21 protein-coding genes and 2 tRNA genes are annotated in these 21,358 nt (G+C 64.2%); 16 read left to right on the top strand and 7 right to left on the bottom strand.

All coding sequences use genetic code 11. The annotated features are described in order from the left end of the window. Positions 1-7: 7 nt before the first annotated feature. On the bottom strand, positions 8-418 hold the full coding sequence (locus ACS0VV_RS07850) for an MAPEG family protein (RefSeq protein WP_483532156.1): 411 nt from the start codon (positions 416-418) through the stop codon (positions 8-10). A gap of 191 nt (positions 419-609) precedes the next feature. On the opposite strand from ACS0VV_RS07850, the gene rpmF reads away from it, so the two are divergent. The 5 genes from rpmF (at position 610) to ACS0VV_RS07825 (ending at position 3,670) form a co-directional block, all read left to right on the top strand. Further along, the gene (gene rpmF / locus ACS0VV_RS07845) at positions 610-792 is read left to right on the top strand and encodes a 50S ribosomal protein L32 (protein ID WP_197921703.1); all 183 of its coding nucleotides are present in this window, start codon (positions 610-612) and stop codon (positions 790-792) included. A 31-nt stretch (positions 793-823) separates the two neighbouring features. Then, positions 824-1,900 (top strand): phosphate acyltransferase PlsX, encoded by a 1,077-nt coding sequence (gene plsX, locus ACS0VV_RS07840; protein ID WP_483532155.1) that lies wholly within the window; start codon positions 824-826, stop codon positions 1,898-1,900. Continuing rightward, positions 1,897-2,862 carry a beta-ketoacyl-ACP synthase III gene (locus ACS0VV_RS07835; RefSeq protein WP_483532154.1) on the top strand — a complete coding sequence of 322 codons (966 nt, stop codon included), beginning with the start codon at positions 1,897-1,899 and terminating at the stop codon, positions 2,860-2,862. The genes plsX and ACS0VV_RS07835 overlap by 4 nt, the downstream gene beginning before the upstream one ends. A gap of 107 nt (positions 2,863-2,969) precedes the next feature. Then, the gene (locus ACS0VV_RS07830) at positions 2,970-3,269 is read left to right on the top strand and encodes an integration host factor subunit alpha (RefSeq protein WP_483533514.1); all 300 of its coding nucleotides are present in this window, start codon (positions 2,970-2,972) and stop codon (positions 3,267-3,269) included. 56 nt (positions 3,270-3,325) lie between these two features. Continuing rightward, a complete protein-coding gene (locus tag ACS0VV_RS07825; RefSeq protein ID WP_483532153.1) occupies positions 3,326-3,670 on the top strand; it encodes a MerR family transcriptional regulator in 345 nt (114 codons plus the stop codon). Positions 3,671-3,793: 123 nt separating this feature from the next. On the opposite strand, the gene ACS0VV_RS07820 is transcribed toward ACS0VV_RS07825, so the two are convergent. Beyond that, positions 3,794-4,654, bottom strand: coding sequence for an alpha/beta hydrolase (locus tag ACS0VV_RS07820; protein WP_483532152.1), 861 nt, complete (start codon positions 4,652-4,654; stop codon positions 3,794-3,796). Positions 4,655-4,692: 38 nt separating this feature from the next. Here ACS0VV_RS07820 and ACS0VV_RS07815 point away from each other — a divergent pair, with 38 nt between their 5' ends. Then, positions 4,693-5,295, top strand: a complete 603-nt coding sequence (locus ACS0VV_RS07815) for a TetR/AcrR family transcriptional regulator (RefSeq protein WP_483532151.1) — start codon at positions 4,693-4,695, stop codon at positions 5,293-5,295. A gap of 205 nt (positions 5,296-5,500) precedes the next feature. Here ACS0VV_RS07815 and ACS0VV_RS07810 read toward each other — a convergent pair whose 3' ends face one another. Further along, on the bottom strand, positions 5,501-6,028 hold the full coding sequence (locus ACS0VV_RS07810; RefSeq protein WP_483532150.1) for a SixA phosphatase family protein: 528 nt from the start codon (positions 6,026-6,028) through the stop codon (positions 5,501-5,503). Next, on the bottom strand, positions 6,025-8,757 hold the full coding sequence (locus ACS0VV_RS07805) for an ATP-dependent DNA helicase (RefSeq protein WP_483532149.1): 2,733 nt from the start codon (positions 8,755-8,757) through the stop codon (positions 6,025-6,027). The genes ACS0VV_RS07810 and ACS0VV_RS07805 overlap by 4 nt, the downstream gene beginning before the upstream one ends. A gap of 175 nt (positions 8,758-8,932) precedes the next feature. On the opposite strand from ACS0VV_RS07805, the gene ACS0VV_RS07800 reads away from it, so the two are divergent. After that, positions 8,933-9,814: an LPXTG cell wall anchor domain-containing protein gene (locus ACS0VV_RS07800; protein ID WP_483532148.1), complete on the top strand. Its 882-nt coding sequence runs from the start codon at positions 8,933-8,935 to the stop codon at positions 9,812-9,814. Positions 9,815-9,866: 52 nt separating this feature from the next. Beyond that, positions 9,867-11,495: a lysine--tRNA ligase gene (locus ACS0VV_RS07795; protein WP_483532147.1), complete on the top strand. Its 1,629-nt coding sequence runs from the start codon at positions 9,867-9,869 to the stop codon at positions 11,493-11,495. Positions 11,496-11,498: 3 nt separating this feature from the next. Here the strand turns inward: ACS0VV_RS07795 and ACS0VV_RS07790 are convergent, their stop codons facing one another. Both ACS0VV_RS07790 and ACS0VV_RS07785 read right to left on the bottom strand, forming a co-directional pair. Beyond that, a complete protein-coding gene (locus tag ACS0VV_RS07790) occupies positions 11,499-12,182 on the bottom strand; it encodes a prolyl hydroxylase family protein (protein WP_483532146.1) in 684 nt (227 codons plus the stop codon). A 128-nt stretch (positions 12,183-12,310) separates the two neighbouring features. Continuing rightward, the gene (locus tag ACS0VV_RS07785; protein WP_483532145.1) at positions 12,311-13,291 is read right to left on the bottom strand and encodes an RcnB family protein; all 981 of its coding nucleotides are present in this window, start codon (positions 13,289-13,291) and stop codon (positions 12,311-12,313) included. 187 nt (positions 13,292-13,478) lie between these two features. Here ACS0VV_RS07785 and ACS0VV_RS07780 point away from each other — a divergent pair, with 187 nt between their 5' ends. Both ACS0VV_RS07780 and ACS0VV_RS07775 read left to right on the top strand, forming a co-directional pair. Beyond that, positions 13,479-14,078: a flavin-binding protein gene (locus ACS0VV_RS07780; RefSeq protein ID WP_483532144.1), complete on the top strand. Its 600-nt coding sequence runs from the start codon at positions 13,479-13,481 to the stop codon at positions 14,076-14,078. A 272-nt stretch (positions 14,079-14,350) separates the two neighbouring features. Further along, positions 14,351-14,662 carry a GIY-YIG nuclease family protein gene (locus ACS0VV_RS07775; RefSeq protein ID WP_483532143.1) on the top strand — a complete coding sequence of 104 codons (312 nt, stop codon included), beginning with the start codon at positions 14,351-14,353 and terminating at the stop codon, positions 14,660-14,662. A gap of 410 nt (positions 14,663-15,072) precedes the next feature. On the opposite strand, the gene ettA is transcribed toward ACS0VV_RS07775, so the two are convergent. Further along, positions 15,073-16,746 carry an energy-dependent translational throttle protein EttA gene (gene ettA / locus ACS0VV_RS07770; RefSeq protein ID WP_483532142.1) on the bottom strand — a complete coding sequence of 558 codons (1,674 nt, stop codon included), beginning with the start codon at positions 16,744-16,746 and terminating at the stop codon, positions 15,073-15,075. Between the two features lie 188 nt (positions 16,747-16,934). Here ettA and ACS0VV_RS07765 point away from each other — a divergent pair, with 188 nt between their 5' ends. The 6 genes from ACS0VV_RS07765 (at position 16,935) to ACS0VV_RS07740 (ending at position 21,237) form a co-directional block, all read left to right on the top strand. Further along, positions 16,935-18,146, top strand: a complete 1,212-nt coding sequence (locus ACS0VV_RS07765; protein ID WP_483532141.1) for a GGDEF domain-containing protein — start codon at positions 16,935-16,937, stop codon at positions 18,144-18,146. A gap of 68 nt (positions 18,147-18,214) precedes the next feature. Further along, positions 18,215-19,150, top strand: coding sequence for an NAD(P)/FAD-dependent oxidoreductase (locus tag ACS0VV_RS07760; protein ID WP_483532140.1), 936 nt, complete (start codon positions 18,215-18,217; stop codon positions 19,148-19,150). Further along, positions 19,143-19,493 (top strand): thiol-disulfide oxidoreductase DCC family protein, encoded by a 351-nt coding sequence (locus ACS0VV_RS07755; protein ID WP_483532139.1) that lies wholly within the window; start codon positions 19,143-19,145, stop codon positions 19,491-19,493. The genes ACS0VV_RS07760 and ACS0VV_RS07755 overlap by 8 nt, the downstream gene beginning before the upstream one ends. 82 nt (positions 19,494-19,575) lie before the next feature. Beyond that, a complete protein-coding gene (locus tag ACS0VV_RS07750; protein WP_483532138.1) occupies positions 19,576-20,961 on the top strand; it encodes a M20/M25/M40 family metallo-hydrolase in 1,386 nt (461 codons plus the stop codon). Positions 20,962-21,062: 101 nt separating this feature from the next. Then, positions 21,063-21,139 (top strand) — tRNA-Ile (locus ACS0VV_RS07745). Between the two features lie 21 nt (positions 21,140-21,160). Continuing rightward, a tRNA-Pro gene (locus ACS0VV_RS07740) sits at positions 21,161-21,237 on the top strand. The last annotated feature ends 121 nt before the right edge of the window (positions 21,238-21,358 follow it).

The raw sequence follows: 21,358 nt of genomic DNA, 5'->3' as shown, positions 1-21,358 counted from the left end.
TAGGGGTTTAGATCACCCGCACGCCTGCCAGCACCGCTGCTATGCCCAGTGCCAGCAAAATCGGGATCGTGCACAGCACGCCCACCGTTCGCGCATAGCCGGGAATTTCGGCATCCATACCGATGCCGTGGAAGATGCGTCCGGCGAGGAACAGGCCGGCGGCTACGCCCAGTGGCCAGCCTGAATGGCCGGTCGCTTCCAGCGCGAAGACCAGAATCAGGAAAAGCGGCGTGTACTCGGTGAAATTGGCGTGCGCACGCATGGCGCGGCCCAGCACCGCATCGCCGCCATCGCCATGCGCGACCTTGCCCTTGATGCGCGCTCTGCCGCAGCGGATGGCCAGCCAGACATTGATGAAAGCGGCGATCCCTGCGCTTAGCAGCGTGATATGCATATCGATGGCGTTCAATTCGGGCATTGTGATGCGTGCTCCCCATTCCTGCTTTAGGCAGCATAAGCGGGCGCGCAATGCTTGCAAAGCTGCAAAACTCCGCTATAGCGCGCGCCTTCGCCGCATCCAAAGGGACGCATCAGCCGCGCTTGCGCGCTGGCTGGGCATCGCCTAGGGCGGCATCCGAAACGAACAGATGTATTGGAACAGGTGCCGCTATGGCTGTCCCTAAAAGAAAAGTATCGCCGCATCGCCGGGGCAATCGCCGGGCGCATGATTCGCTGAAGGTGGAAGCCTTCCACGAATGTTCGAACTGCGGCGAGCTGAAGCGCCCGCATATGCTGTGCAATGCCTGCGGCCACTATAACGGCCGTCAGGTCATCGAACCCAAGGGTCTCTAAGACCCTTCCGGTCTGGAAAAGGATTGAGCGCATGAGCCTACCGCGTATCGCGATTGATGCGATGGGCGGTGATGAAGGTGTGCGCGTCATGGTCAGCGGCGCGGCGCTTGCCCGCCGCCAGCATGATTCCTTCCGCTTCCTGCTGGTGGGTGACGAGGCGCGGATCAAGCCGGTGCTCGACGAACACCCCGGCATGGCCGCTGCCAGCGAAATCCTGCATTGCGAAGAGGTAGTGGCGGGCGACGAGAAGCCCAGCCGCGCCATTCGACGTGCCAAGACCACGAGCATGGGCCTCGCCATCAACGCGGTAAAGGAAGGCGATTGCGCGGCTGCAGTCAGCGCGGGCAATACCGGCGCACTGATGGCGATGAGCAAGCTTGCCCTGCGCACCATGCCTGGGATCGACCGTCCGGCGCTCGCGGGCCTGATGCCGACGCTCGGCGATAATGACGTGGTGATGCTCGATCTGGGCGCCAACACCGATTGCGATGCGCGCAATCTGATCCAGTTTGCGATCATGGGCGCGGCTTATGCGCGGATCGTGACCGGCAAGGCGGCACCGCGCGTGCGCCTGCTCAATATCGGCACCGAAAGCATCAAGGGCACAGAGAACCTGCGCGTTGCCAGCCAGCGGCTGCGCGATGCGACGGGCCTCGCCATGCAGTTCGACGGCTTTATCGAAGCCGACAAGATCAATCGCGGCGAAGTCGATGTGGTGGTGACCGACGGGTTTTCGGGCAACATCGCGCTGAAGGCGATCGAGGGATCGGCGCGTTTCGTCACCGATCTGCTCAAGACCGCCTTCACCAGCTCGTTCCGTTCGAAAGTGGGCTTTCTCGTCAGCCGTCCGGCGACCGAATTGCTGCGCCACCATCTCGATCCAAACAACCACAATGGCGGGGTTTTCCTTGGCCTCGGCGGGGTGATAGTGAAATCGCATGGCAGCGCCAATGCGAAGGGCGTCGCAAATGCGGTGCACGTGACCGCGCGCCTGCTGGAGGACGATATCACCACGCGTATCGCCGCCGATCTGGCCGAGCTTGGCGAAGATGCCTTGCGCGACACCGGCAACGGCACCGCTGCCAAGACCGACGAAGCCGCCGAATGATCCGTTCGGTGTTCAAAGGCTGTGGCAGCGCCTTGCCTGCCAATTGCGTCAGCAATGCCGAACTGGCCGAACGCGTCGACACGAGCGACGAGTGGATCCGCGAACGCACCGGCATCACCCAACGCTACATTGCGGGTGAGGGCGAGACGACCGCCACGCTTGGTACTGCGGCGGCGCAGGCAGCGCTGGACGATGCGGGGCTGACCATCGCCGATATCGATCTGATTGTGCTCGCCACGGCGACGCCCGACAACACTTTCCCCGCCACTGCGACTCGCGTGCAGCACGCTTTGGGCGGCAAGGGTTTTCCGGCGTTTGACGTGGCGGCGGTGTGCTCGGGCTTCCTCTACGCTCTGGGCACCGCGGATGCGATGCTGCGCGCCGGTATGGCCAAACGCGCCATCGTGATCGGCGCGGAAACCTTCAGCCGTATCCTCGACTGGGAAGACCGCACCACCTGCGTGCTGTTCGGGGACGGGGCAGGGGCCTTCGTGATCGAGGCGCAGGATGTGGCCGAAGGCGGCCCCGGCATCCTCGCGACGCGCCTCCATGCAGAGGGCGAACATGGCGATTTGCTGTATGTCGATGGCGGGCCATCGACCACGGGCGAGGTTGGCAAGCTGCGCATGAAGGGCCGCGAGGTCTTCCGCCATGCTGTTGTAAATCTTGCCGAAGTTCTGGGTGAAGTGCTCAGCGAGGCAGGCTTTGTGCCTGCCGATATCGACTGGGTTGTGCCGCATCAGGCGAACCAGCGCATCCTTGACGCCACCGCCAAAAAGCTCGGCCTGTCGGGCGACAAGCTGGTGGTGACGGTCGATCAGCACGCCAACACCTCCGCCGCATCGGTGCCGCTCGCCTTCGATGTTGCCAAGCGCGACGGGCGGATCAAGCCCGGCGATCTGGTGATGCTGGAAGCGATGGGCGGCGGCTTTACCTGGGGTGCGAGCCTGCTTCGGGTGTAGGAATTTTCCCAAATCCGCATCGGCGGGCGACTTGCCTTTGTGTACCTCCATGTTCATAAGGCGCCATAATGGGTCGCGGCAGAGGGAGTTCAAACGCAATGGAATCAATGCGCTCGGTAGGGACGTTGACACGCGCCGATCTGGCAGACCTGATCAATCGCAAGATGGGCTTTTCGCGTGCTGAAAGTCTGGACATGGTTGAGGCTATTCTGGCCAAGATGTGCGAAGCCATGGCCGATGGCGAGAATGTGAAAATCTCGGGCTTCGGCAGCTTTATCCTGCGCGACAAGCGGGAACGGATAGGCCGCAATCCCAAGACCGGCGTCGAAGTGCCGATCACGCCGCGCCGCGTGATGACGTTCCGCGCCAGCCAGAAGCTCAAAGAGCGGATTGCCAGCGCCGGATGAACGGGGCGGCCTCTTCCGGCGGGCCGCGCTTCCATGACGGTAAGGCCGAAGGCGCGATGCGCACCATCGGCGAGGTTTCGGCCGCCTTCAATATCAAGCCGCACGTGCTGCGATATTGGGAAAGCAAGTTTCCGATGCTCACTCCGCTGAAACGCAGCGGAGGGCGGCGGCTCTACCGTCCCGAAGATGTAGCCTTGGTGGAGCGGATCGACCGGCTGGTAAACCGCGAAGGTTATACGCTCAGTGGCGCGAAGAAGGCGCTGCAGGGCGGGGCGAGCGCGGCGCCGGCTCGTTCGGCGATTGCCGCGTCGGTGAGCGCGCAACCTGATGCCGATATGGATGCCGTTGCGCGACAATTGCGGTCAATTAGGGATCGTTTGTCGGCTGCATTGAGTGCTTAACCTCGGAAGAATGCAAACTTCCCAAAAGCCCCTCCCCTTGGGGAAGGGTTGGGATGGGGGTACGGGATCAAATTGGCGTGGAACCCCCGCCCCCAACCCCTCCCCAAGGGGAGGGGAGCATGCCTAAACCGCAGCCAGCACCGCTTCTACGCCCGGCCGCGCGTGCAAAATGCGCCGGTGGCCGAGGCCTTCGAGCGGCTGCAAGGCGACGTTCTCGCCCAATTGCGCAAAGCGTTCCGCCGCGTCAAAGCGCACTTCGTGATCGTCGGTAGAATGGATAATAGCGAGCGGGTTCGGCAGGCCCGCGAGCAAAACATTGGCGTCCATCGCCTCCAGGTCGCCGCCAAACGGCTCCACCAGCATATCCTCGAACACGCGCTGCACCTCACGCGAAATGCCAATCGCGCGCGCATAGTCCTCGGTCACATCGGCCAACCGGTTGGGTGAGGCGATGAAGAGCAAATGCGTGGTTTCCGACAATGCGGGGCTGAGTTCACTCACCAGCGCCAGCGTCGAAACCGGTCCCCCGAAACTGTGAGCGATCACGCGGTCTATCGGGCCGTAGCGGTTGGCGACCGCCAGCATGGTGAGCACACAATCCATCAGCAGCGCGCGGCGGCCAGTGGAATTGCCATGCGCGGGCATATCGAAAGCCACCACGTCAAAACCGCGCGCGCGCAATTGATCTACCGTGGCCGTCATAAAGGCGGCGGTGCTTGTCCAGCCATGCACGAGCAGCGCGGTGCCCTGGCGCTGCGCCGCCGTGTGGGCGAAGCGGTAGGTGGCGATGCGGAAGCCACGCACCCGCAAATCCACGCGCTCGGCCTCCGCCAGCTTGGCGTAAGCTTTACGCACCAATCGCCGTTCCGCATTGGTGCGGACCACGGGTGCCATGGGATAGGTGAACAGGGTGAGCGCGGCCTTGCCCGCGATCTGCGGGTTGGCTGATTCGAGCAATCTGAACAGGCGTTGGATGCGCTCCACGCTTGCCTCCTTGGTGATAACGTCGTTATCATTTGCGCATGGAGAGGGACAAGGTCAAGAGCGCGTTCACCATGGAGAAGCGGGATATCCTGATTGGCGCCGCCGCAGACGCGCTGGAAGAGCAGGCGGTGGAAGGCCTGACCGTGCGCGATGTCGCGCGCCGTGCGCGGCAATCGACCATTGGCATTTACCGCCATTTCTCGGGCAAGGACGGCCTGCTTGATGCGCTGTTCCGGCGCGGATTTGCGCAATTGGGCGAAGCGGCGCGGGCGGCGGGCGAGCGTGAAGAGTCCCCGCGCGCTGCCGTGCTCGCGACGGTTGCCGAATATCTCGCGCTCGCCACGCGTCAGCCGCAGCATTACCGCTTGATGTTTGCCCCCGACAGCGCAGGCTTTACGCCCGACGGTGAGGCGCGGGTGCATATGCTCGACAATTACGCCAATTTCGTCGCGCTGGTCGCGCGGCTGGATTTGCCAGCGGGCGAGGAACGGCGGGTGGCGGCTGACCTGTTCGCGCTGGTGCACGGCCATGTCGCCCTGCGCGCCCAAGGCTACGGCCCGCCAGCAGCGCCGGAAGAATGGACACACCGCATCCTCGCCAGTGTGGAACGCCAGCTGGATATGCTGACGGGGCGCAGCTAGTCGCGGCGCCGCAGACAAGTTTTCACACGAAGACACAAAGGACACAAAGCTGTCCCGCTTGAGGCAATGGAATACCCTCTTCGTGATCTTCGTGTCTTTGTGTGAACTCTACTCTTTTGTGCGCTCACAGCGGCTCACAGGCCTAGACGCACATTCTCTGTGCTTCCGGTTTCCCCTTGCCTGCGGCGCGGAGCAGAACCTGTGATTAGCTGTCCGGCCCCAATTCGGGATCGAGATCGCGCGGGCGGGCGAAGTGGGTCAGCTTGCCGCATCCCGCGTCCAGCTCGGCCCAGCTGTCAATGTCGAGCTCCAGAACGGCGTAGGACGCGGTCGGGTATTTCAGCATGATTTCATTGTAGAGGTCGTTCTCGCCTTCCACCGGCACCAGATCGAGCGCGAGTTCCTGCATCCCCGGATTGTGGCTGGCGAGGAGGATCGCGTCATGCTCGTCGGGCATTTCGCGCAGCAGTGCCATCAGCGTGGGCGAATCGGCGAGATAGGCGCGTTCGCGGAAGGTTATTTCCAGTCCCAGATCGGCGGCTTCCAGCGTGCGTTTCACCCGCTCGGCAGGGCTGGCGAGGATGTGATCCCACTTCGCCCCGCTCGCCTTGATATGCCCACCCATAAGCGCGGCACCTTTGCGGCCACGGTCATTCAGACCGCGGTCGAAATCGCGCTTGCTCATATCGTCCCAGTCGGACTTGGCGTGGCGCAGCAGGCCGAGGCGTTTCAAGTGGGCAGATCCTCTTCGCTAGGGGCGGATACTCCTGAAACACCGCTGGCGACGCGTTGTAAAGCCTCGTCCAGCGATAACCGCGTTATCGGCACGCCTTTCGGGAAGGCGGACAGCAGGCGGCTGGGGAAAGCGGGGGAGAGGACGATGAAATGCCCGCGATCCTCGCGGCTGCGGATCAGCCGTCCGAAGGCCTGTGCCAACCGCCCGCGAATGATCGCATCGTCATAGGCGCTCCCGCCATTAGCTGCGCGGCGGGCGCGGTGGAGTATGCTCGGCTTGGGCCAGGGGACTTGCTCCATCACGACGCAGCGCAGGCTCTCGCCCGGAACATCCACCCCGTCGCGCAAGGCATCGGTGCCGAGCAGGCTGGCGAGCGGATCGTCGCGGAAAATATCCACCAGCGTGCCGGTGTCGATCGGATCGACGTGCTGCGCGTAGAGCGGCAGGCCCGCGCGCGCCAGCCGGTCGGCAATGCGGCCATGCACCGCGCGCAGCCGCCGGATCGCGGTGAACAGGCCGAGCACGCCGCCGCCGCTCGCCTCGATAATCCGCGCATAGGCGCCCGCGAGCCCCGCCATATCGCCCTTCTGCACATCGGTGACGATCAGCACTTCGGCATTGCTGGCATAGTCGAACGGGCTCTCCGCCTCGGCCAGTTTGGGCTGCACTTCGATATGCGGCGCGCCGGAGCGGGCGATAGCGGTGGCCCAGTCACGCCCTTCCGCGCGCCGGTCGGTCAGCGTGGCACTGGTCAGCATAACCCCATGCGCGCCTTCCAGCACGGTGCCCGCAAACGGCTTCATCGGGTCGAGGAAATGGCGGTAGACACCGATATCGAACTCGCGCGCATCATTGCGATCCACCGCCAGCCAGTCGACGAATTCGGGATCGGCAGGGCCGCCCAGCCGCCCCAGCAGCGCCTCCCACGCCGCCAGCGTGTCGATCCGCCAGCTCAATGAGAAACGCGCGCCTTCGATCCGTGCCCTGCCTTGCCCGTCGAGCCAGTCGGGCGCGTCTTCCAGCATCGTTTCGAGCCGCAGTCCGAGCTTGATCAGCGGCACGCGGATTTTGCCCAACGCCTCCGCTGCCGCCTGTGCCTTCTCGATCAGCCGTCCGTCGAGCCCGGCGGCCTCGGTCTCGATCCCGTAGCCCGCATCCGCCGCGCCGCTTTCGTCGCGGGCGTAAGTGACCGCGCGCACGGCGGCGAGCAGTTCCTCGACTTCGCCCGAGGCGGCGTTTTCGTTGATCCGGCCAAGCCAGCCATCGCCCGGTAGCGCCAACGCGGCATCGCTCGCCGCCGCGATGGCTTCGCCGCCTGCTTCGTCATAGCTAGCGACATCGGCGAGGCGCGCGGAAAGGCCGCGTCTGCGTCCTTTGGAGCCTTTTTCCGGCCCGACAATCCAGCGCCGCATTTCGATGGCTTCCTGTCCGCTCAGCGCGGCGGAGAAAGTGCTGTCGGCGGCATCGAAAACGTGGTGGCCTTCGTCAAAGATAATGCGCGTCGGGCGCTGCGCATGGTCGCGGCCGCGCGCGGCGTTGACCATCACCAGCGCGTGATTGGCGATGACGAGATCGGCCTGCGCGCTTGCGCGGGCAGCGCGTTCGATAAAGCATTTCCGGTAATGCGGGCAGCCTGCATAGATGCATTCGCCGCGCTGGTCGGTCAGGCTGCGGATCGCGCGGCTGCGGAACAGCGTCCCGAGCCAGCCGGGCAAATCGCCGCCGATCATGTCGCCGTCCTGCGAATAGGCGGCCCAGCGCGCCACCAATTGCGCCAGCACCGCCGCGCGCCCGCCAAACCCGCCCTGCATCGCGTCTTCGAGATTAAGCAGGCACAGGTAGTTCTCCCGTCCCTTGCGCACCACGACCGGCTGGCTGCCGTCGCTGCGCTGCTCCGGCCACGCGCGGCGGCTTTCGGCGCGCAGCTGGCGTTGCAAATTCTTGGTGTAGGTGCTGACCCAGACGGTACCTTTCGACTTCTCTGCCCACAGCGAGGACGGCGCGAGATAACCTAGCGTTTTGCCAATCCCGGTGCCCGCTTCGGCGAGCAGCACGTGCGGGCGGGTATGTTTGTCACGCGGGGTGAAGATACTGCCGACCGCAGCGGCATAGTCGCGCTGTCCTTCGCGATATTCCGCGCCTTGGCCGGTGAGCGTTTCGAGCTGGTTCAGCACTTCCGCCTCGCCGAGGGTGACCTGCGCAGGCTGCGGGCGCTCGGCGGTTTCTTCCCATTCGGGCAGGCGCGAGAACAGCCATTTCTCGGCAGTGGCGGGCTTGGCGACGTGCGGTTTCAGAACGGGAGCCCACGGCCAGCGCAGGCGGGCGAGCGAGTCCAGACTGCTCCACGCGCCCATGCGTTCGGGCCAATCCGCCGCCTCACAATGTTCGAGCAACACGCCCGCTGCTTTTTGGAGAAACTCCGGCACATCCGCGCCGTCTTCGGGCTCGTCCAATTCCAGCGCGTGGGCCAGCCCCTTGGGCGTAGGCACGCAGAAGCGCGCAGGGTGGACGAAAGCGAACAGCTCCAGCAGGTCGAGCCCTGAAAGGTCGGGATAGCCCAATCGCGTCGCTACCAGCGGAGCATTGAGCAGCAGGTGCGGCGTATCCGCCGCCGCCATCACCGCCTGCCCCTTGGACAGACCCTGCGTCACGCCATTGGCGGCGCGCACCCAGCTTCCGGCGTGGCTGGCGTGAAGCGCGGGGAGGGGAAGGGGTTGGGCGGGCATCGCAGCCCACTATTGCGCAAGAGAACGGAAAGTAAACATCGGCTTTGCGACCATGCCCGATTTGCAAGCCCTTTGCGCTTTCGCCGCACCTTCGGGACGTTTCGGCGCGGCGGGGCGCAATCTGAACGGTCGTTCATGCAAAGTGCAACAGGCCGCGACTATAGTTGTCATCGTCATGCGTATTACCCTTGTCCTGACTGCACTAGCTGCGGCGCTGCTGCCCTGCGCGCCTGCGTGGGCGCAAGAGACATCGCAGCCGCCGCCGATCGCGCCGAGCGATTTCCGCTTGCCGCCGGGGGAGGGCACGCAGCCTGCCCCAGAGGGGCCGACGCTCGGTTCGCAGCCGGTGCGCGCGGCGACGCCTACCCCGACACCGACGGCTTCGCCAAGGACTGCGCCAGCCCAGACCCCGACCCGCGCCGCCGCGCCGGTCGAGGCTGCCTCGCCGCCCCGCACGCAACCGTCGTCGCGCCCGACCGCTGCACCCACGCTCACTGCATCGCCCGAGCCTGTGGTCGAGGCGGCAGAGCCTGCCGTTTCGGCGGAAGTCGGCGGGTTTGTGCCGGCGGAAGAGTCGGTGCCGGTGGAATCGGGCGAGGCCGTATCCGCGCCCGAAGTCCCGACCGCTGCTGTGGCCGATGCCGGAGCGAGCGGCGACGGTATCGGCTGGCCTTGGCTCGCGCTGTTTGGCGCGCTGCTGGCGGCGGCATTCGGGTGGCTGCTGCTGCGCCGCCGCGCTGCGCCGCAGGCCGAGCCGGTTGCGCAAGTGCTGCCGCATTCCGAACCGGAACGCGCACCCGCCGAACCCGCGCCCGAACCGATCCGCGATCTGCCGCAGCCGAGCTTTGACCCCGCCAGCCTCGTCTCGATCCGCCCGCGTAGTGCCCGCCCCGCGCCGCCTGCGCCAGTCGCTCCGCCAACCAACGGGGGGCTCGTCACCACCAATCTTGCCGCGAAACTGCGCGCCGAAGCCGAAGCGCGCCGCATTGCGGCAGAGCGCGAGGCCGCGCGCCAGCGCCCCGTCGTGAAGGGCAGCATCACCTTCGACTGGAGTTAGCCGCGCCTTCGCTCTTGCAGCACGCCGCGCTTTGCGCGAAGGGCTTGGCCCTATGTTTGACGCAGACCTGATCAACGCCGCCCGTACATCCAAAGCCTGGCCCTTCCAGGAGGCGCAGCGGCTCGCCAAACGCTATCCGAATGGCAAACCCGGCAACGCGCCGGTGCTGTTCGAAACCGGCTATGGCCCCAGCGGCCTGCCGCATATCGGCACCTTTCAGGAAGTGCTGCGCACGACTTTGGTGCGCAAGGCCTATGAAATCGTCGCGGCGGATGAACACGGCAACCCCGCACCCACGCGGCTGGTTGCTTTCTCCGACGATATGGACGGGCTGCGCAAAGTGCCCGACAATGTGCCCAATAAGGCGCTGCTGGAGGAAAACCTCCACAAGCCGCTCAGCCGCATTCCCGATCCGTTCGAAAAGTATGAGAGCTTCGCCGCGCACAACAATGCGATGCTGCGCGATTTCCTCGACCGCTTCGGTTTCGATTACGAATTCGTCGCCAGTTCCAGTCAGTACAATTCGGGCGCGTTCGATGATGCGCTGCGCAATGTGCTGCGCAACAACCAGGCGATCCTCGACATCATGCTGCCGACCTTGCGGGCCGAGCGCGCGGCGACCTACTCGCCGATCATGCCGATCAGCCCGACAACGGGCCATGTGCTGCAAGTGCCGGTGGAAGTCGTCGATGCCGATGCCGGTATCGTGCGCTTTACCGACGAAGATGGCGCAGTGATCGAGCAAAGCGCGTTGGGCGGTATGTCCAAGCTGCAATGGAAGGTCGATTTCGCCATGCGCTGGGTCGCGCTGGGTGTCGATTACGAGATGTATGGCAAGGATCTGACCGACACCGGCGTGCAATCGGGCAAGATTGCCCGCGTGCTCGGAGGGAACAAGCCCGAAGGCCTGATCTACGAGCTGTTCCTCGACGCCAATGGCGAGAAGATTTCGAAGTCCAAGGGCAATGGCCTGACGATCGAGGAATGGCTGACCTATGGCAGCGAGGAAAGCCTTGGCCATTACATCTACGCCAACCCCAAAAGCGCGAAGCAGCTCCATGTCGGCGTGATCCCCCGCGCGGTGGACGAATACTGGCAATTCCGTGCGAGCATTCCCGATCAACCCGTTGACAAGCAGTTGGGAAATCCGGCGTGGAACCTGCTTCGCGTGAAGGACGAAAGCGGCGCGCAGCCGCCTGTTGGCGCGGGCGAAACGCTGCCCGTCACTTACGGCCTGCTGCTCAATCTGGTGGGCGTGCTGGGGGCAGAGGCGGACCGCGATCAGGTGTGGTCATACCTTGGCAATTACGTCGACGATGCGCGGCCCGAAGCGCATCCCGATCTCGATGTGCTGGTGGGCAAGGCGCTCGCCTATAACCGCGATTTCGTCGCGCCGACGCTGGTAAAGCGTGCTCCGGCGGCGAACGAGGCGGCGGCTTTGCGTGCGCTCGATGCGCGGCTGGCCGAGGTGCCCGCGGATATGTCGGCGGAGGATTTGCAGACCATCGTCTACGAAATCGGCAAGGACGAAGCCTTCGGTTTCGAATCCCTGCGCGACTGGTTCAAGGCGCAATACGAAACGCTGCTCGGCTCCGCCCAGGGCCCGCGTATGGGCAGCTTCATCGCGCTGTATGGCGTGGAGAACAGCCGCAAGCTGATCGCCGAGGCCTTGGCGCGTTAAGGCCTAAACCCACGATTCCGCGCGGTACCACTTGGTGATGATGTATTTCGCCCCCGCGATCACCGGGCGGCCCGCGTGCAGCGTTTTGTGGTTCACCAGCCCGTTCGCATCGGTGTTGTTCCACGCCAGCAGCACGCCGGGTTTGGGCGCGAGCGAAATGCCGAGATCGACAAAATCGGTCGTGCCGCCTGCCTCGACCTCGTTGAGGAACACCATCGTCGTGTAGCTGCGCTGACCGCCGCGACCGATTTCGCTGTCCCAATAGCTGGTGTTGGGATGGAACCAGTCGTGGTGCGGTTTGAACTCTTGCCCCGGCATATACCGCTGGCCCTGGATATTCTCGCCGAATGCGGAATCGATATCCATCAGATCGTCGATCCGCCGGTTGATCTTCTTCACGAAGGGATCGTACGGATCGACATCGCCCGAATAGCTGGTGCGATAGCCGTCCGAATAATCGAGATCGAAGACCTGGCTGGGGCGCGCGGTCGCGTCGATCAACTCGCACATCTTGGCGCATTCGGCGGGCGACATGAAATCCCCGACCGCGAACAATTCCACCCCGTCCACCGGCACCTTGTAGGCTTCGGGATTGGCCTCGAGCCGCTGGCGCACGGCATCGCCCACCCGCTTCAGCCGCGACTGGCCGTAATTGGCTGGATATTTGCTTTTTGCTTCGCTGGTCATCGGACGGGCATGTTCCAAACTCTCGGGCTGTAGGCAAGCCCCAATAGATGCGCGAAACCCTCCGGCTCTGCGCTGCGAGCCGGAGGGCCATTGCCGGCCACTCGCACCGACAATGTCGGGAGAGCGGCTTACCAGAAGAAGTCGTAGACCACGTCGACCACTTCGCCGGTGTAGATGTCCACCAGCAGCACATCGTCGTAGTAACGCACCCAGCGATAGGGGCCGTAGACTTCGGGCAGGCGATACTGCCACGGATCGTTGATCCAGTACCGGTCACCGAAGAACAGGCTATCGAGGAAGAAGCCGATGCTCAGGCGGCGATAGCGGTAATCGCGATATGGCGCGTAGTACCGGCCGATGCGGTAGGTGTTCTGGTTGCGGTAGCGATACGAATTCCAGTCATAGCGGTTGTTGCGCCGCCAATCGTGGCGATCCCACCGGCGATAGTCGCGGCGCGCATCGCGGCGGCCTTCGCGGTAACCGTCGCGATAGGACTCGCGGCGGTCGACGCGGCGGTCATAGCGGCGTTCTTCGCGGCGATCCCAGCGCCGGTCATTGCGTTCGAGAACACGGCCTACGGCACGCTCCTCGGCGCGATCCTGTCGGCGCTCTGCCCGTCGATCATCGCGCCGATCGTCGCGCCGGTCGGCCCGATCATCGCGACGTTCCCAGCGATTGTCGCGGCGGTCATCGCGCCGCTCGGCCCGATCATCCCGCCGGTCCGCACGCCGTTCCTGCCGGTTGTCCGCGCGCCGTTCCTGACGGGTGTCGGCGCGGCGTTCCTGCCGCCGCTCCACCGTGCGTTCGACCGCACGGCGTTCGACTGTAGGCGTCTCGCGCGGCGCACGCATCCGCTCGCCGCCTGTGGCATCGGAGCGACGCTCCTGCCGCGCCTCGCGGTTGCCGCCACGGCGTTCCTGCCGTGCGTCACGGTTACCGCCTCGGCGCTCTTGGCGGGCATCCCGGCGGTCTTGCCGGTCTTGCATCACGCTTTCGCTGGCATTTGCCGCAGAGCTGGTCTCGGCAGCGGCAGCCGGTGTGGCGGGAGCCAGCATCACGGCGGCGAGCGCGGCCATCGCGCTCGATTTCAACAGGTGTTCGAGTTGCATCGCAACTTCTCCCCAAAGTGACCAATTCCGCCCGAGTGCTGCGGCGCTGATACGGTTAACACCTATCGGGCGCTGCCTGACCGGTCTCTGAACCGCTTGCGTAGCCATTCGTTAAGGTTGGAGACCTTCTGCCTGAACCAGATCGCGCTTGCCCCGTCAGCGCCCGGGCGGCATGGAGAGCGCTGTCATGGATAGCTTTGCCGACATTCACGCCGATATCGAACGCCGCCTTGTCGAAGGCGCGACGAGCCGCCATTCGCCCTGTCATCAGGCGGTGATTGCCACCAGTGATGCCGATGCGCGGGTGATGGTGCTGCGCGCCTATGATCCGGCCAGCCGCACGCTGCGCTTCCACACCGATGCCCGCTCGCCCAAGGCCGCGCTGATCGGCGCCGGAGAAAGCGGGGGCGCGCCGGTGGGCGTGCTGTTCTACGATCAGGCCGCGCGCATCCAGCTGCGCTGCAAGGGCAAGGGGCGGATCGAGACGAGCGGCCCTGTGGCGGATGCCGCATGGGCAGCAAGCACCGAGTTCGCCCGCCGCTGCTATATGGGGGAGGGGCCGGGAGTGCTCTCCGACGCGCCCACCAGCGGCCTGCCCGACTGGATAGAGGGCCAACAACCCACCGAAGAGCAGGTCGCCCCCGCGCGTGCCAACTTCGCCGTGCTGCTGGTGGAGCTCGCAAGCGTCGACTGGCTGTTCCTCAGCAATGACGGCCACCGCCGCGCGGTGATCGACATGGCGAGCGGGCCTGATGAGACTGACAGGGGGCGCTGGGTGACGCCGTAAGCCTCTGATTTCGGGGAACCTGTTACACCTGTTACACAGTCCTAGAGCAAGAAACGCAGGCCGTGCTTCGCGCGCTGGCTGGATGGTTTGCCGTGTGGCTCGCGGTGTGGCTCGGGCGGAAGTCATGGCCCGTCTGTGCGCGGGGTGGGGGCGTGTAGGAAAGCGCGCATTGTTTGCCGTTGGAAGGGGCGAGGTGTGTTAGATTACGCTTCAGGTTGCCTTAGCCGCGTTTCGTCAATCCGGCGAAGGCGGGAATCCAGTAGCGTGTTGGTATGCTTCGCGAATTTCAGCCCTGCGTCTACATCATCGCGTCGAAGCGAAATGGCACGCTGTATATCGGCGTGACATCCGATTTGGTAGCTCGCCTCCACCAGCACCGCGAAGGACTAGTGGAGGGGTTCTCGCGCCAGTACGGCGTCCACCGCCTCGTATGGTCCGAGCAACACGCAAAGATGGAGAACGCTATTCAGCGCGAAAGGCGGCTGAAGAAGTGGAACCGCGCATGGAAGCTGCGGCTCATCGAGGAAAGCAATCCGCAATGGCGCGATCTGGCGGGGGATTTTGGATTTGAGCCGTTGGATTGAGGTGACGTTCGCTCCTAGTCACGCAGGCCATCCACTATCCACTCGTCATCCCCGCCCACCCTTTCGTCATCCCCGCGCACCCAATCGTCATCCCCGCGAAGGCGGGGATCCAGAGCAACAAAGCGCCGAAGCCAAACTGGATTCCCGCCTTCGCGGGAATGACGAAGGGTTATTGTTGATGCCCGGATCAAATCCGCGCGACGAGAGAAGATAAGGAACCTCCCAGCTTCACCCCAACGCGGACGCCAACGCCCGCCAACTCGTCATCCCCGCGCAGGCGGGGGTCCAGATGAGTGAAGCAACAAGGGCGCCCCTGGAATCCCGCCTTCGCGGGAATGACGAAAAGGGTATTGTCTATCCCCGTGTCAAGCACGGGGCGACGAGGGGTGGAGTGGAGTGGAGTTAGAGAATTACCGACTCAACTTCTTATACTGCACCCGGCTCGGCCGATCCGCCGCATCGCCCAGACGACGCCGCTTGTCCTCTTCATAAGCCTCGAAGTTCCCCTCGAACCATTCCACGTGGCTGTCGCCCTCAAACGCCAGAATATGCGTCGCGAGACGGTCGAGGAAGAAGCGGTCGTGCGAGATCACCACGGCGCAGCCTGCGAAGTTCTCGATCGCATCCTCCAGCGCCGACAGCGTTTCCACGTCCAGATCGTTGGTCGGCTCGTCCAGCAGCAGCACGTTGCCGCCCTGCTTCAGCATCTTGGCCATGTGGACGCGGTTGCGTTCGCCTCCTGACAGTTTGCCGACGTTCTTCTGCTGGTCCGGGCCCTTGAAGTTGAACGCGCCCACGTAAGCGCGGGTGCTGGTGTCGTGGCCGTTGACCTTCATGTAGTCCAAACCGTCGGAGATTTCTTCCCACACGTTGTTCTTCGGGTCGAGGTGGTCGCGGCTCTGGTCGACATAGCCGAGGCGCACGGTTTCACCGATTTCCACGGTGCCACTGTCGGGTTGTTCCTTGCCGGTGAGGATCTTGAACAGCGTCGATTTACCCGCACCGTTGGGACCGATCACGCCGACGATGCCGCCGGGCGGCAGCATGAAGGACAGGTCTTCGAACAATAGCTTGTCGCCATAGGCCTTGGAGATGCCCTTGGCTTCGATCACCTTGCCGCCGAGGCGTTCGGGCACCTGGATGACGATCTGCGCCTTGCCCGGCTTGCGGTTGCCCATTTCCTCCTGCAGCTGGTCAAACTTGCGGATACGCGCTTTCGATTTGGTCTGGCGGGCGGCGGGGGTCTGCCGCATCCATTCCAGCTCGCGTTGCAGCGCCTTCTGCTTGCCCGATTCCTCGCGGCTTTCCTGCTCGAGGCGCTTGGCCTTCTTTTCCAGGTAGGTGCTGTAGTTGCCTTCATACGGATAGTAGGAACCGCGATCGAGTTCGAGGATCCAGCCCACCACATTGTCGAGGAAGTAGCGGTCGTGGGTGATCATCAGCACCGCGCCGGCATATTCCTTGAGGTGGTTTTCAAGCCACTGGACGCTTTCGGCGTCGAGGTGGTTGGTCGGTTCGTCCAGCAGCAGGATGTCGGGCTTCTGGATCAGCAGGCGGGTAAGCGCGACGCGGCGCTTCTCACCGCCCGAAAGGCTTTCCACGCCGCTGTCCGACGGCGGGCAGCGCAGCGCTTCCATCGCCACTTCGAGCTGGTTGTCGAGCGTCCACCCATCGACCGCGTCGATCTTGTCCTGCAATTCGGACATTTCCGCGCCCAGCGCATCGAAATCGGCATCGGGCTCGCACATTTCGGCGCTGATCGCGTTGAAACGGTCCACCATGTCGGCGACTTCACGCGCGCCGTCTTTCACGTTTTCGAGCACGGTCTTGCTGTTGTCCAGCTCTGGCTCCTGCTCCAGATAGCCGACGGTGATGTTCTCGCCCGGCCATGCCTCGCCGGAGATATCGGTGTCGATCCCCGCCATGATCTTGATCAGCGTGGATTTACCTGCGCCGTTGGGGCCGACAATGCCGATCTTCGCACCGCGATAAAATTGCAGGTTGATGTTCGACAGCACCGGTTTTTGCGCGCCGGGGAAAGTCTTCGTCATGTCTTTCATGACATAGGCGTATTGAGCGGCCATCGGGCGGGTCCTTCGTATCGGTAATCGGGTGGGAATCTGTTGAGGGCGCAGATAGGGGCTGCGGCGCTTTCGGGCAAGCGGGTTGGCGGCGTTGAACCCGCTGCCTGCGCCGGGGCCGCCAAGGTGCGCCCCTTAGCCCGGTGTTAACCACTTCTGGCTATCCACGGGCCACGGAATTGGACGGAACCATGCAGCAAATCATTTTCGGCCTTATCACGCCGACATTGACGTTGGTCTTCGCGGCCGCGTTCCTGCTGCTGTGGCGGAGCGGGCGGATGGGCCCGCACGTGCTCGCCTGGGCAATCAGCTACGCGCTGCTGACGGTCGGACTGCTCATCGTCCACATGGATATGCTGTCCACCGCGATCAGTTTCCACATCACGCAGGCGATCTATTCCGCCGCGGCGTTCGGACTCTTGTGGGGGGCGGGCAAACGTGTGGGGGTGACGATTTCGATCCCCGTCATGCTGACCATTTACGCGACCTTCGCATTGGCGCTGTTCCCGACCGTTTTGCTGACGCAATATCCCGCACCGCGACTGGTCATCACCAATATCGGTTACGGCACGATGGTGGTGGTGGGCGTCACCGCGCTGCTTGCCAGCACGCGCCGCCAGCTGATGGATAAGCTGGTCATCCTCGTCCTCGCGCTCAACGCTGCCGATTTTCTCATTCGCCCGTCGATCATCGCGCTCAGCCAGGAGGCTTTCAGCGTGATCGATTATCGGGACACGATCTACTATTCGGTCATCAACCTGGCGATGACGATCAAATCGCTGTCGACCGCGCTGGTGCTGATCGCGGCCTGCATCAGCGACAAGCTGGCGGCGGTGAAGGAAGAATCGCAGTGCGACGCGCTGACCGGCCTGCGCAACCGTCGCGCCTTCGAAGAAGCGGTGGAGCAGAAACTCGTCCGCGCGGCACAAACGAATGTGCCCGTCAGCGTGGTGGTTGCCGACATCGACCATTTCAAACAGGTCAATGACATTTGGGGCCATCAGGCCGGCGATGCGGCAATCACGACTTTCGGACGGATGCTCGCCGACATGGTGCGCGAAGACGATCTGTGCGGGCGTATCGGCGGCGAGGAATTCTGTGTGCTGGCATGGGACTGCTCCGGCAACGACGCGCACAAGCTGGCCGAGCGCATTCGGGTCGCCTTTGCGCAAGTCACGCATGAAGGGCTGAACGACGATATCAGGCTCAGCGCCAGCTTCGGGGTGGCGCAGTGGAAGCAAGGCGATAGCTATCGCCATACGTTCTCGCACGCCGATGCCGCCTTGTATCGCGCCAAGGAAAACGGGCGCAACCGCGTGGAGCAGGCTGATCGCCTGACACCGCTTGCCGGCCGCCGCGCAGGCGATTCCGGGACATCTGACGCGAACCGTGCCGCTGCCTGAAGGCATTTCCGCGCGAAGAGCTTTTATCCCGTATTGGAACCCGCGCCGTTCTGGCCGATTGGGCCTTTATGACCATAGCGATAATTGGTGCCGGGATGGCGGGCCTTGCCTGCGCGACGCGGCTCACAGCAGCTGGCCAAGCCGTGGTGCTGTTCGACAAAGGACGCGGGCCGGGCGGGCGGATGGCGACACGGCGGGCGGAGGTTGATGGCGAGACGCTGCATTTCGACCATGGTGCGCAATACTTCACCGTCCGCGATGATCGCTTCGCTGCGCAGGTGCGGGATTGGGAAGGTTCGGGCGTAGTCGCACGATGGCCAGCGGCGGGCGAATGCGCATGGGTCGGCACGCCGGGAATGAACGCGCCGATCCGGGCCATGGCCGCGACGGTGGACGCGCGCTTTGGTGTGCGGATCGAGGCCATTTCCCGCGTGGGCGAGGGTTGGCAATTGCTTGGCGAGGGCGCGCCGGACACGCTGTTCGACACCGTGCTGATCGCGGTTCCGGCGGAACAGGTGGGTGCGCTTGCCTTGCCGCATTGCGCGCCTCTGACGCAGCTCGCCGCAAACAGCGTTTCCGACCCGTGCTGGACGCTGATGGCGGCATTCGATGGCCCGCTCGACGCGCCCGACACGCTGCGCCACGCCGGTGCCATCGGCTGGGCAGCGCGTAATTCGGCCAAGCCGGGGCGCAGTGGCGAAGAATGCTGGGTTATCCAAGGCTCGCCCCAATGGAGCCGCGTGCATCTGGAAGAGGACGCGGAAGCTGTGACCACCATGCTGCTCGAAGCCTTCGCCGAAGCGCTTGTCCTGCCGCTGCCGCCCGCGGGCCACATCGCTGCGCATCGCTGGCGCTACGCCATGAGCGGCGGCGCGGGGCAGGGTGCGTTCTGGGATGCGGAGCAAGGCATCGGCGCGTGCGGCGACTGGCTGCTCGGCCCGCGCGTCGAGAGCGCGTTCCTTTCCGGCTTTGGTTTGGCGGACAAGGTGCTTGGGCATGGGTGACGTCACCGTCTGGTATGACGGCGCGTGCCCGCTGTGTCGCCGGGAAATCGCGCTGATGCAGCGGTTGGACAGGCGCGGTGCGATCACCTTCGTCGATGCGAGCGAAGGCCAGCCCGAAAGCTGCCCTGTCTCACAGGAGGAATTGCTCGCCCGCTTCCATGTGCGCGAGAACGGCGTGATCCTGTCAGGAGCAGCAGGTTTTGCCGCGATGTGGCGCGCGATCCCGGTTCTTAAGCCCTTCGGCCATCTGGCGCGGCTGCCGGGGCTCAACCTTTTGTTCGAGGCGTTCTACAAGGTCTTCCTCCGCATCCGCCCGCGCTTGCAGGCGATGCTTCGCGATTGATCGACGCAAAGGCCTGCACATCGGCCCGCGTGCTTTTGCAGCCGCTGGACAGGCGCGGGCAGGCGGCCTAGCAATCGCGCCTATGAAAAAAGCACTCCTCGCGCTCGCCGCACTTTCGTTCGCCCTACCTGCCAATGCCTATGCCCAGCGTTATGACAGCCGTTATGGGCTGGAACCGGGCGCGCATGATGAAATCGCGTGGGATTTCCTCGAAGGACTGACCACCGAAATCGGCCCGCGTCTGGCCGGCACGCCGGACGAGGCGCGGGCGCGGGCTTGGGCAATGGACTGGCTGCGCGCGCGCGGTTTCGCGAATGTCGTCAATGAGCCGTTCCCGATCCAGACCTGGGTGCGCGGGGAAGAGCGCGGACGCATCACCGCGCCTTTTGCGCAGGATGTGGTGCTGACCGCCTTGGGCTTCTCCGGCTCGACCGGGCCGGAAGGGCTGACCGGCGAAATCGTCTACTTCGAAAGCCTTGACGATTTGCGCGCGGTGCCCGATGGCAGTTTGGAAGGCCGCATCGTCTATCTCGGCCATGCCATGCGGGCGACGCAGGACGGCTCTCACTACGGCTATTTCGGCCAGCCGCGCCGGCAGGGGCCGGGTGTGGCCGCGCAGAAGGGCGCCGCAGCGATCATCATCCGCTCCATCGGCAGCGACAATGACCGCCTGCCGCATACCGGCGCGACGAGCTGGCCTGCTGGCGTTGCTCCAATCCCCGCCGCCGCGCTCAGCAATCCCGATGCCGACCAGCTGGAGCGGATTTTCGAGCGCACTGACGGCCCGGTGAGGATGGAACTGCTGCTCACCCCGCGCCATCTGGGCGAGACAATGAGCGGCAATGTTACTGCCGAGATCGTCGGCACCGATCCTTCGCTGCCGCCAGTGCTGCTCGCGTGCCATCTGGACAGCTGGGACAATTCGACCGGCGCGATTGACGATGCGTCGGGCTGCGCGATTGCTGCCACTGCCGCCTTGCGCGTGGCCGAACAAGGCCAGCCGCTGCGCACCATCCGTGTGCTGTTTGCAGGCGCGGAGGAAACCGGCCTGTGGGGCAGTGCCGCTTACTCCGCCGCCCATGCGGACGAGGAAATGGGCGTGGGGCTGGAAAGCGATTTCGGCGCAGGCCTGATCTGGCGGCTGGAGACCAATTTCTCGCAATCGAACCCGCTGCTGTTCCAGCGGCTGAGCGAGGCGGTGACGCCTTACGGTGTCGTGCCCGCACCGCAGATTGTCGCGACCGGCGGGGCCGATCTCAACATCATGCGCGACCAGGGCGGGCCGATTATCGATCTGCAACAGGATGGCAGCCGCTATTTCGATCTGCACCACACGCCCAACGATACGCTCGACAAGGTCGATCCGATGGAGCTGGCACAGAATGTCGCGGTGTGGACGGCCGTTGTGCAGGTCCTCGCAAACGAGCCGGGTGATATTGCCGGACCGGGGATTGTCGCGGGCGAATAGACCGCAAAACGCGCATCGAATGGCTTGCAGCGCGGGCAGGGAGGCTCTAGAGGCACCGCTCGCATTGAAGGCCGGGCGTTTGCGCACGGTTTCTGGCTTTGGGGCCTGTAGCTCAGTTGGTTAGAGCTGGCCGCTCATAACGGCTAGGTCGCGGGTTCGAGTCCTGCCGGGCCCACCAGCCTTCATGCGGAACATCGGTCGGGGAGTGGCGCAGCCTGGTAGCGCACCTGTTTTGGGTACAGGGGGTCGCAAGTTCGAATCTTGTCTCCCCGACCAGTTTTTTCTTGTATATTGGCGTTGATGATAAGCCCTTCCCCTTGGGGGAGTCGCAGACGGCGCGTAGCGCCTACGGTTGGGATGGGGGTACGACCTCACTGGCGTGGAACCCCCACCCCCG

This window comes from Aurantiacibacter sp. KMU-128, assembly GCF_056933515.1.
The sequence above is the reverse complement of the archived record's forward strand: the minus strand, read 5'-3'. Positions and strand labels throughout refer to the sequence as shown.